Annotated in this window: 12 protein-coding genes and 19 tRNA genes; 28 read left to right on the top strand and 3 right to left on the bottom strand. The window is 44.2% G+C overall.

Translation table 11 applies throughout. The annotated features are described in order from the left end of the window. Positions 1–5: 5 nt before the first annotated feature. Together prfA and hemA are read right to left on the bottom strand one after the other, a co-directional pair. Positions 6–1,094 carry a peptide chain release factor 1 gene (prfA, locus tag OCU90_RS03960; RefSeq protein WP_004736236.1) on the bottom strand — a complete coding sequence of 363 codons (1,089 nt, stop codon included), beginning with the start codon at positions 1,092–1,094 and terminating at the stop codon, positions 6–8. 28 nt (positions 1,095–1,122) lie between these two features. Next, positions 1,123–2,382 carry a glutamyl-tRNA reductase gene (hemA, locus tag OCU90_RS03955; RefSeq protein WP_004736235.1) on the bottom strand — a complete coding sequence of 420 codons (1,260 nt, stop codon included), beginning with the start codon at positions 2,380–2,382 and terminating at the stop codon, positions 1,123–1,125. A gap of 160 nt (positions 2,383–2,542) precedes the next feature. Here hemA and lolB point away from each other — a divergent pair, with 160 nt between their 5' ends. From lolB to OCU90_RS03830, 25 genes are all read left to right on the top strand, one after another. Continuing rightward, the gene (lolB, locus tag OCU90_RS03950) at positions 2,543–3,211 is read left to right on the top strand and encodes a lipoprotein insertase outer membrane protein LolB (protein ID WP_061025648.1); all 669 of its coding nucleotides are present in this window, start codon (positions 2,543–2,545) and stop codon (positions 3,209–3,211) included. After that, the gene (gene ispE, locus OCU90_RS03945) at positions 3,208–4,083 is read left to right on the top strand and encodes a 4-(cytidine 5'-diphospho)-2-C-methyl-D-erythritol kinase (protein ID WP_061025650.1); all 876 of its coding nucleotides are present in this window, start codon (positions 3,208–3,210) and stop codon (positions 4,081–4,083) included. The genes lolB and ispE overlap by 4 nt, the downstream gene beginning before the upstream one ends. Before the next feature lie 27 nt (positions 4,084–4,110). Then, positions 4,111–5,055 (top strand): ribose-phosphate pyrophosphokinase, encoded by a 945-nt coding sequence (locus OCU90_RS03940; protein ID WP_012603389.1) that lies wholly within the window; start codon positions 4,111–4,113, stop codon positions 5,053–5,055. Positions 5,056–5,264: 209 nt separating this feature from the next. Beyond that, positions 5,265–5,855, top strand: coding sequence for an aminoacyl-tRNA hydrolase (gene pth / locus OCU90_RS03935; RefSeq protein WP_010439162.1), 591 nt, complete (start codon positions 5,265–5,267; stop codon positions 5,853–5,855). 10 nt (positions 5,856–5,865) lie between these two features. Continuing rightward, on the top strand, positions 5,866–6,957 hold the full coding sequence (gene ychF, locus OCU90_RS03930) for a redox-regulated ATPase YchF (RefSeq protein ID WP_026012356.1): 1,092 nt from the start codon (positions 5,866–5,868) through the stop codon (positions 6,955–6,957). Positions 6,958–7,237: 280 nt separating this feature from the next. After that, a tRNA-Met gene (locus OCU90_RS03925) sits at positions 7,238–7,314 on the top strand. 68 nt (positions 7,315–7,382) lie between these two features. Then, a tRNA-Leu gene (locus OCU90_RS03920) sits at positions 7,383–7,467 on the top strand. Between the two features lie 29 nt (positions 7,468–7,496). After that, positions 7,497–7,571, top strand: a tRNA-Gln gene (locus OCU90_RS03915). A 77-nt stretch (positions 7,572–7,648) separates the two neighbouring features. Next, positions 7,649–7,725: transfer RNA gene (locus tag OCU90_RS03910), tRNA-Met, on the top strand. Positions 7,726–7,816: 91 nt separating this feature from the next. Next, a tRNA-Leu gene (locus OCU90_RS03905) sits at positions 7,817–7,901 on the top strand. Between the two features lie 29 nt (positions 7,902–7,930). Next, positions 7,931–8,005, top strand: a tRNA-Gln gene (locus OCU90_RS03900). Between the two features lie 68 nt (positions 8,006–8,073). Further along, a tRNA-Leu gene (locus OCU90_RS03895) sits at positions 8,074–8,158 on the top strand. Between the two features lie 30 nt (positions 8,159–8,188). Further along, positions 8,189–8,263 (top strand) — tRNA-Gln (locus OCU90_RS03890). Positions 8,264–8,350: 87 nt separating this feature from the next. Further along, positions 8,351–8,435 (top strand) — tRNA-Leu (locus tag OCU90_RS03885). Positions 8,436–8,486: 51 nt separating this feature from the next. Next, a tRNA-Met gene (locus OCU90_RS03880) sits at positions 8,487–8,563 on the top strand. A 91-nt stretch (positions 8,564–8,654) separates the two neighbouring features. Further along, positions 8,655–8,739: transfer RNA gene (locus OCU90_RS03875), tRNA-Leu, on the top strand. Between the two features lie 29 nt (positions 8,740–8,768). Beyond that, positions 8,769–8,843: transfer RNA gene (locus tag OCU90_RS03870), tRNA-Gln, on the top strand. Between the two features lie 87 nt (positions 8,844–8,930). Then, a tRNA-Leu gene (locus OCU90_RS03865) sits at positions 8,931–9,015 on the top strand. A 51-nt stretch (positions 9,016–9,066) separates the two neighbouring features. Next, positions 9,067–9,143, top strand: a tRNA-Met gene (locus OCU90_RS03860). A 77-nt stretch (positions 9,144–9,220) separates the two neighbouring features. Further along, positions 9,221–9,305 (top strand) — tRNA-Leu (locus OCU90_RS03855). Between the two features lie 30 nt (positions 9,306–9,335). Further along, positions 9,336–9,410 (top strand) — tRNA-Gln (locus OCU90_RS03850). Positions 9,411–9,478: 68 nt separating this feature from the next. Beyond that, positions 9,479–9,563: transfer RNA gene (locus OCU90_RS03845), tRNA-Leu, on the top strand. Positions 9,564–9,592: 29 nt separating this feature from the next. Further along, a tRNA-Gln gene (locus OCU90_RS03840) sits at positions 9,593–9,667 on the top strand. A gap of 107 nt (positions 9,668–9,774) precedes the next feature. Next, positions 9,775–9,859, top strand: a tRNA-Leu gene (locus OCU90_RS03835). A 157-nt stretch (positions 9,860–10,016) separates the two neighbouring features. Continuing rightward, entirely contained in the window at positions 10,017–11,063 is a 1,047-nt protein-coding gene (locus tag OCU90_RS03830; protein WP_061024095.1) for a lactonase family protein, read from the top strand. A gap of 71 nt (positions 11,064–11,134) precedes the next feature. Here OCU90_RS03830 and OCU90_RS03825 read toward each other — a convergent pair whose 3' ends face one another. After that, a complete protein-coding gene (locus OCU90_RS03825) occupies positions 11,135–12,310 on the bottom strand; it encodes a 2-octaprenyl-3-methyl-6-methoxy-1,4-benzoquinol hydroxylase (RefSeq protein WP_054543137.1) in 1,176 nt (391 codons plus the stop codon). Positions 12,311–12,618: 308 nt separating this feature from the next. Here OCU90_RS03825 and miaB point away from each other — a divergent pair, with 308 nt between their 5' ends. From miaB to ybeY, 3 genes are all read left to right on the top strand, one after another. After that, positions 12,619–14,043, top strand: a complete 1,425-nt coding sequence (miaB, locus tag OCU90_RS03820; RefSeq protein WP_004735256.1) for a tRNA (N6-isopentenyl adenosine(37)-C2)-methylthiotransferase MiaB — start codon at positions 12,619–12,621, stop codon at positions 14,041–14,043. A gap of 164 nt (positions 14,044–14,207) precedes the next feature. Next, positions 14,208–15,329 carry a PhoH family protein gene (locus OCU90_RS03815; protein ID WP_061024091.1) on the top strand — a complete coding sequence of 374 codons (1,122 nt, stop codon included), beginning with the start codon at positions 14,208–14,210 and terminating at the stop codon, positions 15,327–15,329. Next, positions 15,330–15,791, top strand: coding sequence for an rRNA maturation RNase YbeY (gene ybeY / locus OCU90_RS03810; protein ID WP_061024089.1), 462 nt, complete (start codon positions 15,330–15,332; stop codon positions 15,789–15,791). The last annotated feature ends 63 nt before the right edge of the window (positions 15,792–15,854 follow it).

The following is a 15,854-nucleotide window of genomic DNA, read 5'->3' as shown; positions in this document are numbered from 1 at the left end:
AGTAATTAATTGTGCTCAGCAAGTGCTGCTAGTTGATCGGCTTGGTGCTCTTGTAGAACAGGATCAAGCAGGCTTTGCATATCACCTTCCAGAACTTCGTTCAGGCGGTAGATAGTTAAGTTGATGCGGTGATCAGAAACACGACCTTGAGGGTAGTTGTACGTACGAATACGGTCACTACGGTCACCAGAACCTAATAGATTACGACGTGTATCTGAAATCGCAGCAGCACGACGCTCTTCTTCAGCTTGAACGATACGAGCCGCAAGAACAGCCATCGCTTTCGCTTTGTTTTTATGCTGAGAACGCTCGTCTTGACACTCTACTACGGTACCGGTTGGCAAGTGAGTAATACGGATTGCTGAATCCGTGGTGTTAACGTGCTGACCACCCGCGCCAGATGCACGGAAAGTATCAATTTTAAGATCGCCAGCTTTAATTTCTGGTAGATCAGCTTCTGGGATCTCAGGCATAACCGCAACAGTACATGCTGATGTATGAACACGACCTTGAGACTCCGTCTCAGGTACACGTTGTACACGGTGACCGCCAGACTCGAACTTCATTGTGCCGTAAACAGCGTCGCCACTGATTTTAGCGATCATCTCTTTAAAGCCGCCCTGCTCTGAAACATTGCTGCTCATCACCTCAACGCGCCAACCTTTTTTCTCGGCAAATCTAGAGTACATGCGGAAAAGGTTACCTGCAAAAATACCCGCTTCATCACCACCAGCACCGGCACGAATCTCTAAGAAACAGTTACGCTCATCGTTTGGATCTTTTGGAATCAGAAGAATTTGCAGCTCATCAGTTAGACGTTCAATGTTCGCTTTCGCATCTTTGATCTCTTCTTGAGCCATTTCGCGCATTTCTGCGTCGTCTTCATTTGCCATCTCTTCAGCAGCTTCTAAATCTTCTTGAGCTTGCTGGTATGATTTGAAGCACCCCGTCACCTCTTCTAATTGAGAATACTCTTTTGACAAGGCACGGAATTTGTCTTGATTCCCAAGTACACCGGGATCACCAAGTAGATGTTGAACTTCTTCATAGCGTTCAACAAGTGTTTCAAGCTTTATTAGAATCGAGGCTTTCATAATGTCTTATTCTGTTGGAGGTCGAATATTATTGAGGGTTTTCTAAGCCCAAACTCTGTCTAATGACCATTAATTTTGCAGGTTCTCCTTGCTCAGCTGCACTTTGAAGTGCACGCGTTGGAGCATGGATCAATTTGTTTGTGAGCTTATTACTTAGCTCAAGTAAGACTTTCTCAGGGTCACCGCCAGCGGCAAGTGATTGTAAACTCTTACTTAATAAATCTTCTCGGATTTCATTGGCCGATTTACGGTAATCACGAATACTGTCTACCGCTTGCAGTGAACGCATCCAACTCATAAACGCGGCGCTTTCTTCACTAACTATTGCTTCAGCTTGAATCGCTTCTACTTTTCGTTGTTCAATATTGCCATCAACGATCGACTGCAAATCGTCAACGGAATATAGGTAAGCATCATTCAGATCGCCGACCTGAGATTCCACATCACGAGGAACTGCAATATCAACCAACAACATAGGTTGATGTTTTCTTGTCTTCAGTGCGGTTTCAACCATGCCCTTACCAATAATAGGCAGCGGGCTTGCAGTTGAGCTGATCACGATATCCGCTCTATGCAAATGGTCAGGAATCTCATTCAGGCTGATCACTTCAGCACCAAACTCTTCAGCTAGCCCTAAAGCACGCTCACGAGTTCGGTTAGCCACTATCATCTTAGTGCAGCCATTCGCAGAAAGGTGTTTAGCCACCAATTCAATCGTCTCACCCGCACCAACCAATAAAACGGTTGAATCGGCAATCGACTCAAAGATGTGTTTAGCTAACGTACAGGCTGCGTAAGCAACAGATACCGCGCTTCCGCCAATTTCAGTTTCAGTTCGAACACGCTTGGCGACAGAAAATGATTTCTGGAACAGTTTTTCCATTGAAGCATCAACAGATTTGTTCTCTCGCGAGTCCGTATAAGCTTGCTTCACCTGACCTAAGATCTGCGGCTCACCCAATACCAAGGAGTCCAAACCACAAGCTACGCGCATTAAATGTTTAATCGCGGCCTGCTCTTCATGGATATAAATGCTGGGTTTTAGCTCTTCAGGGCTAACTTGATGGAAAACTGACAACCAATCGATGAGCTTGTTTTTTGCCACGCCTTTGACGTCACAATACACTTCAGTTCGATTACAGGTAGAAAGTATGACACTTCCATTTACGTGTGCATTTGCGTTAAGTTGCTTGAGTGCCTCAGATAATTTATCTGGACCAAAAGCGACTTTTTCTCGCAATTCAACCGACGCTGTATTGTGATTGATACCTACGGCAAGCAAAGACATGTATCAGAAGTTCTCGATCAGGGAATGGAAACAAGGGGCGAATTTTACTTGATGCATGGCTCTATTTAAAGAGCAAGCGGGATTTGTTTTCCTGACTTCGTGAATTCAATGCTATAGTTGAGACGTTTTTTAGATAAATTTGAACAAGTTGTGAGCAAATATGAGCAAGCTTCGTAAAATCACGTCTCTTATTTTTATAACCATAATTATGGTGGGTTGCTCGTCTATCCCAGAACAACCGACCAGCGTCGAGTGGCAAAGTCACCAAGATCGGCTTTTACAGATAGAAAACTATCAAGCCTCAGGCAAGCTCGCTTACATTTCTCCAGAGCAACGCCAAAGCCTAAATTTCATTTGGAAGCATTCACCAAATCAGAGTCAATTAAGACTGACCACTTTCCTTGGTCAAACCGCCTTGAACCTCACCATAGATCCATCGGGTGCCAAGGTAGTCACTTATGATGACCAAGTTTTTACTCATGCAAGTGCTTCCGTTCTTGTGGAACAACTTACTGGATTACAGATTCCCATTGACCATTTACCACAATGGTTCCTTGGCATTCCAGATCAAGCCGATAGCTACCAATTGAACACCACCAACACGCTTGAATCTCTCACCAAACAAGTTAGCAACCAACTATGGACACTGAATTTTGATAACTATCGAAATACAGAGATGCCGAGTACACTATTATCTGGTGAAGACAACAAGAACTCTAGTGAAGACAACACTAAGGTAGAGACAATCCCACTCCCTACTCGATTGTCATTCAAGCAAGACGAGAACAAAATCAACATTGTAGTTTCGAAGTGGACACTGAAAAAATGATAACAACGCCAACCCACTGGCCTTCTCCGGCTAAACTGAATTTATTTCTCTATATCACTGGCCGACGCGATAATGGTTATCACGAACTTCAGACCTTATTTCAGTTTGTCGAGTTTGGCGATGAACTGACGGTTAGTGCAAACTCAGAAACTAGCTCGATAACAATCACACCAGAAATTCCTGGGGTAGCACTTGAAGACAACTTGATCTGGAAAGCCGCTACTGCGCTGCAGCAATATACCTCAACGTCTTTCGGTGCGGATATTGAACTCAAGAAAGTGCTGCCTATGGGAGGCGGTATTGGCGGAGGCTCTTCAAATGCAGCAACCGTGCTGGTCGCGCTTAATTATTTATGGCGACTCAACCTCTCGGATGATCAACTTGCCGAAATCGGTTTGCAGCTTGGTGCAGACGTTCCGGTCTTCGTTCGAGGCCACGCCGCCTTTGCTGAAGGGGTTGGAGAACAGCTACAGCCTGCTAATCCGGATGAAAAATGGTATCTCGTTGTTAAGCCTCAAGTGAGCATAGCAACTGTAGACATATTCACACATTCAGAATTAACTCGAAATACGCCGAAGCGAGCACTAGCAACGCTTCTAGAGCAAGAATACGTAAACGATTGCGAAAAAATTGTGCGAATGCTGTACCCAGAGGTTGATAAGCAACTTTCATGGCTGCTACAATACGCGCCGTCGAGATTGACTGGTACGGGTTCATGCGTTTTTGCTGAATTTAGCAGCAAAAAAGAAGCCGAATCGGTGCTAGAGCAACTGCCTGACACAGTTTCCGCGTTTGTCGCGAGAGGACGAAACATTTCGCCTTTGAAAGAAACTTTGGCTGAATACCAATCAGCCCACCCACAATCTATTTAAAACTGGACGCAACCCGAGGTTTCCACCGTGCCTGATATGAAGCTATTTGCTGGTAACGCAACACCTGAACTAGCCCAACGTATTGCTGATCGTCTATACATCTCTCTTGGCGATGCTACTGTAGACCGTTTTTCTGATGGCGAAGTCGCTGTTCAAATCAATGAAAACGTTCGTGGTAGCGATGTATTCCTGATTCAATCAACTTGTGCACCAACCAATGACAACCTTATGGAATTGGTGGTAATGATTGACGCAATGCGCCGAGCTTCTGCTGGCCGTATTACTGCTGTAATCCCTTACTTCGGTTATGCCCGTCAAGATCGTCGTGTACGTTCTGCTCGTGTGCCTATTACTGCAAAAGTTGTTGCAGATTTCCTTTCTAACGTTGGTGTTGACCGCGTTCTTACTATCGACCTACACGCAGAGCAAATCCAAGGCTTCTTCGATGTACCTGTTGATAACATCTTCGGTACTCCAGTTCTTCTAGAAGACATGGCTAACCGTGGCCTAGAAAACCCAGTTGTGGTTTCTCCAGACCTTGGTGGTGTTGTACGTGCTCGTGCAACCGCTAAAGCGCTAGGTGATGTTGACATCGCTATCGTTGATAAGCGTCGTCCACGTGCTAACGTTTCTGAAGTAATGAACCTAATCGGTGATGTTGAAGGCCGTGACTGTGTTATCGTTGATGACATGATCGATACTGGTGGCACACTGTGTAAAGCAGCTGAAGCGCTTAAAGAGCGCGGTGCTAAGCGTGTATTCGCTTACGCTACTCACGCTGTATTCTCTGGTACTGCTGCAGAAAACATCCGTAACTCAGTTCTAGACCAAGTTATTGTTACAGATTCAATCAAGCTTTCTCCAGAGATGGCTGCGACAGGCAAAGTTACTGAGCTAAGCCTTTCTCGCATGCTTGCTGAAGCAATTCGCCGCATCAGCAACGAAGAATCAATCTCAGCGATGTTTAACTAATCAAAGCTCTATAGCTTTGCTTTAGCAGAACAATCTGAAAAAGATATTAAGCACTTCATTCGATGAAGTGCTTTTTTTATGTCTAACCAATATTAAGCCGCAATTCACCACAGTCAGGAATCATCGTGTTGCTATCAGCTAGCTCGCACCTTTTTCATAAACTGTGATATCATACGGCGCTTTTTGAAATCCCAAGAGAGATCCATACCTTGAGCCAACAAATAAAACTTCTCGTTGGACTGGCTAATCCAGGTCCAGAATACGCCAAAACTCGCCACAATGCGGGTGCTTGGGTAGTTGAAGAATTAGCGCGTGTACATAACGTGACACTAAAGAACGAACCAAAGTTCTTTGGCCTAACGGGTCGTATCATGGTTCATGGTGAAGATCTTCGCTTGCTGATCCCAACGACTTTTATGAACTTGTCAGGCAAAGCGGTTGCTGCCTTAGCAAAGTTCTACCAAATTAAACCAGAAGAGATCATGGTCGCTCACGATGAGTTAGATCTTCCTCCAGGTATTGGAAAGTTTAAAAAAGGTGGTGGTCATGGTGGACATAATGGTCTGAAAGACATCATCAGCAAGCAGGGTAACAATAAAGAATTCTATCGTCTTAGATTAGGCATTGGCCATCCAGGACACAAAGATAAAGTTGCAGGTTATGTATTAGGCAAAGCTCCTGCGAAAGAGCAAGAGTGTATCGAGGCTGTCGTTGACGAATCGGTTCGTAGCCTAGACATCTTATTAAAAGATGGCCTACCAAAAGCACAAAATCGCTTACATACGTTCAAAGCAGAATAAGGTTTATATCATGGGTTTTAAATGTGGCATCGTTGGTCTACCAAACGTTGGTAAGTCAACTCTGTTTAACGCACTGACTAAAGCAGGCATCGAAGCAGCAAACTTTCCATTTTGTACAATCGAACCAAACACAGGTATCGTTCCGGTTCCAGATCTACGCTTAGATGCATTAGCAAAAATTGTTAATCCACAGAAGATCCTTCCAACGACAATGGAATTCGTAGATATCGCAGGCCTAGTTGCTGGCGCATCTAAAGGTGAAGGTCTAGGTAACAAATTCCTAGCTAACATCCGCGAAACTGATGCTATCGGTCACGTTGTACGCTGCTTTGAAAACGAAAACATCGTTCACGTTTCAGGCAAAGTATCTCCAATCGAAGATATCGAAGTGATCAACCTTGAGCTTGCTCTTGCCGATCTAGATAGCTGTGAACGTGCAATCTTCCGTAATGCTAAAAAAGCAAAAGGCGGAGATAAAGACGCTAAATTTGAAACTACAGTTCTTGAAAAGCTTCTACCTATCCTGACTGAAGGTGGTATGGCTCGTACTGTTGAACTTGGCAAAGAAGAAGTAGCAGCAATCGACTACCTTAACTTCCTAACGCTTAAGCCAACAATGTACATTGCAAACGTTGCTGAAGATGGTTTTGAAAACAACCCTTACCTAGACGCCGTTCGCGAATATGCAGAAAAAGAGAACAACGTTGTTGTTGCTGTGTGTGCTGCAATCGAATCTGAACTTTCTGAGCTTGACGATGAAGATCGTGAAGAGTTCCTAGCTGACATGGGCATCGAAGAACCAGGCCTTAACCGAGTGATCCGCTCTGGTTACGAGCTACTGACTCTTCAAACTTACTTTACTGCAGGTGTTAAAGAAGTTCGTGCTTGGACTATTCCTATCGGTGCAACAGCGCCGCAAGCAGCTGGTAAGATCCACACCGACTTCGAGAAAGGTTTCATCCGTGCAGAAGTAGTTGGCTACGAACATTTCATCGAATTTGGCGGTGAAAGCGGAGCAAAAGATGCAGGTAAATGGCGTCTTGAAGGCAAAGAATACATCGTTAAAGATGGTGACGTAGTTCACTTCCGCTTCAACGTATAATTCTGATTAAACATCTAGAAAAAAGGCCAGTGAATTCACTGGCCTTTTTGTTTTGCCCCTTTAGAAATAGCCCCACATCCAAAACTTAACTTCCTATATATATCGCCTTTTAGACCTGTTTTTTGTCGACAAATACACCTCTTTGCCTAAAAAGAAACCGAACAGATGTTTATTCGCGATTTATTCAAAAAAAAAGTTGACGGGTTTCGCTCAACTCCGCATAATGCGCCCCGTTCACAACGAAGCGGCAACGTCTCGAAATGAGCAACAATTTGGAAATGGCTACTTAGCTCAGTTGGTTAGAGCACATCACTCATAATGATGGGGTCGCAGGTTCGAATCCCGCAGTAGCCACCATTTCCTAAGCACTCTGTTTGTTATTAAACATCTGTCTCTTAACAACAAAGAGTTTTTAGGAAAGTAAAGCGGTCGTGGCGGAATTGGTAGACGCACCAGATTTAGGTTCTGGCGCCGAGAGGTGTGAGAGTTCAAGTCTCTCCGACCGCACCATATTGAGATATCTTAATTGATATCATTGTTGGGCTATCGCCAAGCGGTAAGGCACTGGCTTTTGATGCCAGCATTCCCTGGTTCGAATCCAGGTAGCCCAGCCACAATTTAAAGTGTAATTATCTTTAAAAAGATAATGGCATTGGAAGCGAGATTATATTATATTACTTCGCTCTCAGATGGCTACTTAGCTCAGTTGGTTAGAGCACATCACTCATAATGATGGGGTCGCAGGTTCGAATCCCGCAGTAGCCACCATTCTTTCTTTATGAAAGAAGAACAAACAACGTTACTTAGACAAACCATAAGTCTTCTTAACTATACTCTTCGCTAGAGTAAAAGCTTTGCTGCGGTCGTGGCGGAATTGGTAGACGCACCAGATTTAGGTTCTGGCGCCGAGAGGTGTGAGAGTTCAAGTCTCTCCGACCGCACCATTATTTAGATATCTTAATTGATATCCTGTTGGGCTATCGCCAAGCGGTAAGGCACTGGCTTTTGATGCCAGCATTCCCTGGTTCGAATCCAGGTAGCCCAGCCATTACAACGTTACTTAGACAAACCATAAGTCTTCTTAACTATACTCTTTGCTAGAGTAAAAGCTTTGCTGCGGTCGTGGCGGAATTGGTAGACGCACCAGATTTAGGTTCTGGCGCCGAGAGGTGTGAGAGTTCAAGTCTCTCCGACCGCACCATTATTTAGATGTCTTAAATGACATCACTGTTGGGCTATCGCCAAGCGGTAAGGCACTGGCTTTTGATGCCAGCATTCCCTGGTTCGAATCCAGGTAGCCCAGCCATTACAACGTTACTTAGACAAACCATAAGTCTTCTTAACTATATACTCTTCGCTAGGCTCTTTGCTTAGTTGAGAGGAAAGCTTTGCTGCGGTCGTGGCGGAATTGGTAGACGCACCAGATTTAGGTTCTGGCGCCGAGAGGTGTGAGAGTTCAAGTCTCTCCGACCGCACCATTATTTCTCTTTAATTAGAGATAAAATAGTGAATACATAAAATTCATTATTGGCTACTTAGCTCAGTTGGTTAGAGCACATCACTCATAATGATGGGGTCGCAGGTTCGAATCCCGCAGTAGCCACCATTCTTCCTTTATGAAAGAAGAACAAACAACGTTACTTAGACAAACCATAAGTCTTCTTAACTATACTCTTCGCTAGAGTAAAAGCTTTGCTGCGGTCGTGGCGGAATTGGTAGACGCACCAGATTTAGGTTCTGGCGCCGAGAGGTGTGAGAGTTCAAGTCTCTCCGACCGCACCATTATTTAGATATCTTAATTGATATCCTGTTGGGCTATCGCCAAGCGGTAAGGCACTGGCTTTTGATGCCAGCATTCCCTGGTTCGAATCCAGGTAGCCCAGCCATTACAACGTTACTTAGACAAACCATAAGTCTTCTTAACTATATACTCTTCGCTAGGCTCTTTGCTTAGTTGAGAGGAAAGCTTTGCTGCGGTCGTGGCGGAATTGGTAGACGCACCAGATTTAGGTTCTGGCGCCGAGAGGTGTGAGAGTTCAAGTCTCTCCGACCGCACCATTATTTCTCTTTAATTAGAGATAAAATAGTGAATACATAAAATTCATTATTGGCTACTTAGCTCAGTTGGTTAGAGCACATCACTCATAATGATGGGGTCGCAGGTTCGAATCCCGCAGTAGCCACCATTCTTTCTTTATGAAAGAAAAAGTACAAACAACGTTATATTGAATTACCAATGTCGATATAACTATAAAGATTTGCTGCGGTCGTGGCGGAATTGGTAGACGCACCAGATTTAGGTTCTGGCGCCGAGAGGTGTGAGAGTTCAAGTCTCTCCGACCGCACCATTATTTAGATGTCTTAAATGACATCACTGTTGGGCTATCGCCAAGCGGTAAGGCACTGGCTTTTGATGCCAGCATTCCCTGGTTCGAATCCAGGTAGCCCAGCCATTACAACGTTACTTAGACAAACCATAAGTCTTCTTAACTATACTCTTAGCTAGAGTAAAAGCTTTGCTGCGGTCGTGGCGGAATTGGTAGACGCACCAGATTTAGGTTCTGGCGCCGAGAGGTGTGAGAGTTCAAGTCTCTCCGACCGCACCATTATTTAAATATCTTAATTGATATCCTGTTGGGCTATCGCCAAGCGGTAAGGCACTGGCTTTTGATGCCAGCATTCCCTGGTTCGAATCCAGGTAGCCCAGCCACTATTAAACTCTTTGTTTTTACCTAGCTTGTTTTTAAGCTAAATAGCAAACCAAGAGCACAACGTTACATCGAATCACCAATGTCGATATAACTATAAAGATTTGCTGCGGTCGTGGCGGAATTGGTAGACGCACCAGATTTAGGTTCTGGCGCCGAGAGGTGTGAGAGTTCAAGTCTCTCCGACCGCACCATCATTGAATAGAACCCAGCTTTTTAGCTGGGTTTTGTTTTATCTGGAATATGCAATTCTGCTAGCCAAGTCACCAAGTATTCTCTTCTATAACCTCACTTTTAATACGATTTTATAAGACAATGTCTGCTCCACTTTCTAATTGAGTATGACTGCCTATGAAAACCCTCCCATTAACGATCGGTTGCTACACGGATACGCCAAGTAAAAGCCAAGGTGTCTATCAAACTCAGTTAGATCTAGAAACAGGAAAACTATTACCTCTAGAGCTTATTGCCGAATGTCATAACCCCTCTTTTATCACCGCGACAAAGTCTGGAATCTATACAGCATCTGAGGTTGAGCAAAAGAAACTGCCGAAACTCATTCATATACCTAATGTTGATTCACAAATCGCGTCCAATACAGGCCTAATCTCGGGAGATCACCCCTGCCACGTTGCGATAGATCCACACAATAAATTTGCTATCACTTCCCAATACTCGTCAGGTACATTTGATATCTTTAGCTTAAGTATCAATGGCAACATCGATAAACGACTCAAAACAATCAAGATGGTTGGCTCAGGGCCGAACAGAGAGAGACAAACTAGCCCACACGCCCATCAATGTTTGTTCTTACAAAACTCACCACAGTTTGTGACTGTCGATCTCGGCACCGATCGAATCAACTTCTATTGCTTTGACGAAGAGCAAGAAGAGTTCCTTGATGAGCCAATGCAGTCTATTAAAGCGCCCGCAGGAAATGGAACTCGTCACCTAATCTTCAACAAAGCTGAAGACAAAGCCTATGTAATCTGTGAGCTCTCTGAAACGATATTGATTTTGGAAAAGTCTTTAGGTATTTGGAATATAGTGGATGAGGTTGATGCCTTACCTAATATGGAGAAGGGAGAAGCCGCAGCTGCGATTAAGCTATCCCCTGATGAGCAATTCCTTTATGTGTCATGTCGACACCAATCAAGAATCAGCAGCTTCAGTGTCGACTCTGAGGCTCAAAAACTGACTTTCATTGATAGCTACGACACTGAAGGTAAATTCCCAAGAGACTTCCATATAACTGACGATGGGAAATGGCTTATCGCCGCCAACCAGCACTCCAACAACATCACCTCATTCAAGCGAGATAATGAGGATGGGTCTTTGGTTTATACAGGGTACTCGTTAGACCTTGATGCACCAGTTTGTGTCGCTCAGCAACAATAAGCATTACAGCAAAAACAAAAAAGGAGAGCATCGGCTCTCCTTCTCTATATAAACAACCTGATCTAACCGTTTTAAAGGCCCAAGGCGTATTTCAATACTTGAGCTTTAATCGGCCCAGAGTTCTCTGCTAACTTTAGTGCAGCATTGCGGACAAACTTTAACGGGCCAATGTCATTACTGAAGGTTTTATAGAAGAAGTCCATTCCACTCTGCATCATTAAGTTGTCACTTCTTCTCATCACTTCATAGCGTCTTGCTACAGATTGATTCAATTCGCCTTTTTCATTGGTGACATCCAATAGTACTGAAACATCTTTAAAGCCCAAGTTGACGCCCTGCCCTGCTAAAGGGTTAATCGTATGCGCTGAATCACCGACTAAAATGCAATTATTCTTCGAGTATGATTGAGCATGACGTCGTGTCAGAGGAAAAGATCCAGAATTCAATACCTTGATATCACCTAGCTCTTTAGGAAAGTTAGCAAGTACTTCATTTCGCAACTTTTCAGGGGTCATCGATGATAATTGCTTAATGCGAGATGGGGAGTCATACCAGACCAACGATCCCTGCCCGACTTCTTGACCGTCCGAGGTTAGAGAACATAATGGCAAAAATGAACGAGGACCACTTGGTAGGAATTGCTGCCAAGTAATATCTTGTTGAGGCTGCTCGGTTTCGACATTGATAAGCATGCAGTGCTGTCGGTAATCCCAAGCCGTAATGCCAATTCCAGATTGCTGACGAACGGCTGAATTCGCGCCATCAGCACCAACCACCCACTTCGCTGATAACTCAGCTCCTGATTGAAGCTTAACGATATTGGTTTCACCAAAATCAATCTCATCCAGCTTTTCTGGGCATAACAGTTCGAGATTGTCGTAGGCATCAAATTGCGACCATAATCCTAGTTGAATGAGCCTATTCTCAACGATATAGCCTAGGCGAGGCAGATCCAGTGATTCAGCATCAAATCGAGTACGACACTCAGGATGCTCCCACGTTTCTAAACGCTTGTAAGAACACACGCGCATCGCTGCAATACTTTGCCACGCACCAAGATCTTCAAGTAAATCGACCGATGCTTGAGAAATCGCAGACACACGAATGTCCATCGCTTGTGACTCATCAAAAACTTGTGGGGCAAAACCTTCGATCACCGCAACACTCAGCCCTTGCTTTGCAAAGCCGACCGCTGTTGCTGCGCCAACCATGCCGCCACCGACTACCACAATATCGTAACTGTTCATATTTTGTACTTATCAGTTTGATTCTTTGACTGTTTTTGATTGTACTTTTTCATAACTAACTTGTAACCAAAAACCTTATTCGAAAAAAGGGTTATCCCTTATGGTATATGGCGTTAACAATAATAAAAACCACTACATAAGAGATTTGTTCAGACTACTAGTCAGTCGGTTTTGAAACCAGTACAATACGCCGCTTGCCGCTAGAGCCAGTCATAAAATTGAATACCTAATTATGACAAACAATGCTGGCGGATGAATAATGGGCGATTTGCTCCCTTAAATTAAACTAACGATCGAGCGAACATATAATGAGTAAGAAACTGCTAATTAAAACTTGGGGCTGTCAGATGAATGAATACGATTCATCAAAAATGGCCGACCTGCTTAACGCTGCAAATGGCTACGAGCTAACTGAAGTACCTGAGGAAGCAGACGTACTACTATTGAATACTTGTTCTATCCGCGAAAAAGCGCAAGAAAAAGTATTCCACCAGCTTGGTCGTTGGAAAACGCTTAAAGATAAAAAAGAAGGTGTAGTGATCGGTGTGGGTGGCTGTGTAGCAACTCAGGAAGGTGACCACATTCGTCAACGTGCACCGTACGTAGACGTTATCTTTGGCCCACAAACATTACACCGTCTGCCAGAGATGATTAAGTCATCACTGTCTAACGAAAAGCCAGTAATGGATATCTCATTCCCTGAGATCGAAAAGTTCGATAACTTGCCGGAACCGAAAGCAGACGGTGCAACAGCCTACGTTTCTATAATGGAAGGTTGCTCTAAGTACTGTACTTACTGTGTTGTGCCATATACTCGTGGTGAAGAAGTTAGCCGTCCAATGGATGATGTACTCTACGAAGTTGCACAACTGGCAGAGCAAGGCGTACGTGAAGTAAACCTACTAGGCCAAAACGTAAACGCATTCCGTGGCCCTACTTACGAAGGCGACATCTGCACATTTGCAGAACTACTTCGCCTAGTTGCGTCTATCGATGGTATCGACCGTATTCGTTTCACTACAAGCCACCCGCTTGAATTTGGTGATGACATCATTGAAGTTTACAAAGATACGCCAGAGCTAGTGAGCTTCTTACACTTGCCTGTACAAAGTGGTAGTGACCGTATTCTTACGATGATGAAACGCCCGCATACGGCAATCGAGTACAAGTCTATTATCCGCAAACTGCGTAAAGCTCGTCCTGATATTCAAATCAGCTCTGACTTTATTGTTGGTTTCCCTGGTGAATCTAAGCAAGACTTCCAAGATACAATGAAGCTAATTAAAGAAGTTGATTTCGATATGAGCTTCAGCTTTGTTTTCTCTCCTCGTCCAGGTACACCTGCCGCAGATTATCCATGTGATGTACCAGCACAAGAGAAGAAAGATCGCCTGTGGGAGCTGCAACAGACAGTAAACACACAAGCTATGCGTTTCTCTCGCCTAATGCTAGGTACAGAGCAGCGTATCCTTGTTGAAGGTCCATCAAGAAAGAATCTAATGGAACTGCGTGGCCGTACTGAAAACAGCCGTGTTGTGAACTTCGAAGGTTCTGCTGATCTTATCGGACAGTTCGTAGATGTGAAGATCACTGAGGTTTACACCAACTCACTACGTGGTGAGCTAGTTCGCACAGAAAAAGACATGGGTCTACGCGTTGTAATGACTCCAGCAGAAATGATGGAAAAAACAAAACGTGAAGACGAGCTAGGTGTAGCAACATTTACGCCATAGCCAATACAACTGTTTGAGCACAAAGCGCAAACACAAAGCTTGAAATTACCTAACTAAGTGACCATCTTAGAAATAGGGATATCACCATCCAGAAGCCCGGTCTAAATCGGGCTTCTTGCTCTTTTTTTTATTTAAGAGTGAGTGGCACAAAATGAGAGGCTAATTTGAGCAATAAAATCGTTACCTTAGAGATAAATCTAGAGCCAGCAGACAACAAGCGCTTGGCAAGTTTATGCGGACCATTCGACGACAACATCAAGCACCTTGAGCGTCGTCTGGGTGTAGAGATTAATTACCGTAGCAACTTTTTCACCATTGTCGGTAAGCCTCACACAACTGCCGCAGCTTTAGACATCATCAAACACCTCTATGTTGAAACGGCTCCAGTTAAAGGCAACATAATCGATATCGAACCAGAGCAAGTGCATCTGGCGGTCACTGAGTCTGGTATTTTGGAGCAACAGGTCGAGTCTGAAATCGACTACGGCAAAGAAGTGACCATTAAGACTAAAAAAGGCGTCATCAAACCACGCACACCGAATCAAGCTCAATACCTAATGAACATGGTTACTCATGACATCACCTTTGGTATTGGACCTGCTGGTACTGGTAAAACATACTTAGCTGTTGCGGCTGCGGTCGATGCACTTGAACGCCAAGAGGTTCGCCGAATTCTGCTGACTCGCCCTGCTGTTGAAGCCGGTGAGAAGCTTGGTTTCCTACCGGGTGATTTAAGCCAAAAAGTAGACCCATATTTGCGTCCACTTTACGATGCACTGTTTGAGATGCTTGGCTTCGAGCGTGTTGAGAAACTGATTGAGCGCAACGTGATTGAAGTTGCACCACTGGCTTACATGCGTGGTCGTACATTAAATGATGCGTTTATCATTCTTGATGAGAGCCAAAACACCACGGTAGAACAGATGAAGATGTTCTTAACCCGTATCGGTTTTAACTCACGCGCTGTGATCACAGGTGATATTACGCAAATCGATTTACCTCGAGGAGCTAAGTCAGGTCTACGTCATGCAACTGAAGTACTCAACGAAGTGGATGACATTAGCTTTAACTTCTTCATGTCTGAAGACGTCGTTCGCCACCCTGTCGTTGCTCGTATCGTCAATGCGTACGAGAAGTGGGAAACAAAAGACCAGAAAGAGCGCAAAGAGTTTGAAAAGCGCAAACGTGAAGAGCGTGAAGCCAAACTTCTTGAAGCTCAGCAAGCCGTTACGACACAATTAGCAACACAAAATAGCTCTGTAATTACAGAACAAGGTGATAAATAGATGTCTATTGAACTAGACCTGCAAATAGCGGTCGAAAATGAGCAAGGACTTCCAACTGAGCAAGATATTCAGCTTTGGTTGGACAAAACAATTCCTCAGTTTCAAGAGAATGCCGAGCTCACCGTTCGTATTGTTGATACAGAAGAGAGCCACCAGCTCAATCATGACTACCGTGGAAAAGATAAGCCAACTAACGTGCTGTCTTTCCCATTTGAAGTACCACCAGGAATTGAATTAGATCTACTGGGTGACCTCATTATCTGCCGCCAAGTTGTCGAAAAAGAAGCAGAAGAGCAAAATAAGCCTCTGCTAGCACACTGGGCTCATATGGTTGTACATGGCAGTCTGCATCTGCTAGGTTATGATCATATCGAAGATGATGAAGCTGAAGAGATGGAGTCACTCGAGACAGAAATCATGCAAACTATGGGGTTTGAAGACCCGTATATTCTAGAAAAGTAAATTGATTCTAGTAAAGTAGGTTGCAGAGAAACAATAACTCATCGAACCTGTGATTTTCGCAGG

Origin of the sequence: Vibrio splendidus, from assembly GCF_024347615.1 — a bacterium.
Lineage (GTDB): Bacteria > Pseudomonadota > Gammaproteobacteria > Enterobacterales > Vibrionaceae > Vibrio > Vibrio splendidus.
This window is presented reverse-complemented; position numbering and strand designations above follow the sequence as displayed.

Bases quoted from the DNA above. Each gene is read 5' to 3' on its own strand.
- prfA (WP_004736236.1), bottom strand. From the start codon at position 1,094: ATGAAAGCCTCGATTCTAATAAAGCTTGAAACACTTGTTGAACGCTAT.
- hemA (WP_004736235.1), bottom strand. From the start codon at position 2,382: ATGTCTTTGCTTGCCGTAGGTATCAATCACAATACAGCGTCGGTTGAA.
- lolB (WP_061025648.1), top strand. From the start codon at position 2,543: ATGAGCAAGCTTCGTAAAATCACGTCTCTTATTTTTATAACCATAATT.
- ispE (WP_061025650.1), top strand. From the start codon at position 3,208: ATGATAACAACGCCAACCCACTGGCCTTCTCCGGCTAAACTGAATTTA.
- ychF (WP_026012356.1), top strand. From the start codon at position 5,866: ATGGGTTTTAAATGTGGCATCGTTGGTCTACCAAACGTTGGTAAGTCA.
- OCU90_RS03830 (WP_061024095.1), top strand. From the start codon at position 10,017: ATGAAAACCCTCCCATTAACGATCGGTTGCTACACGGATACGCCAAGT.
- OCU90_RS03825 (WP_054543137.1), bottom strand. From the start codon at position 12,310: ATGAACAGTTACGATATTGTGGTAGTCGGTGGCGGCATGGTTGGCGCA.
- miaB (WP_004735256.1), top strand. From the start codon at position 12,619: ATGAGTAAGAAACTGCTAATTAAAACTTGGGGCTGTCAGATGAATGAA.
- ybeY (WP_061024089.1), top strand. From the start codon at position 15,330: ATGTCTATTGAACTAGACCTGCAAATAGCGGTCGAAAATGAGCAAGGA.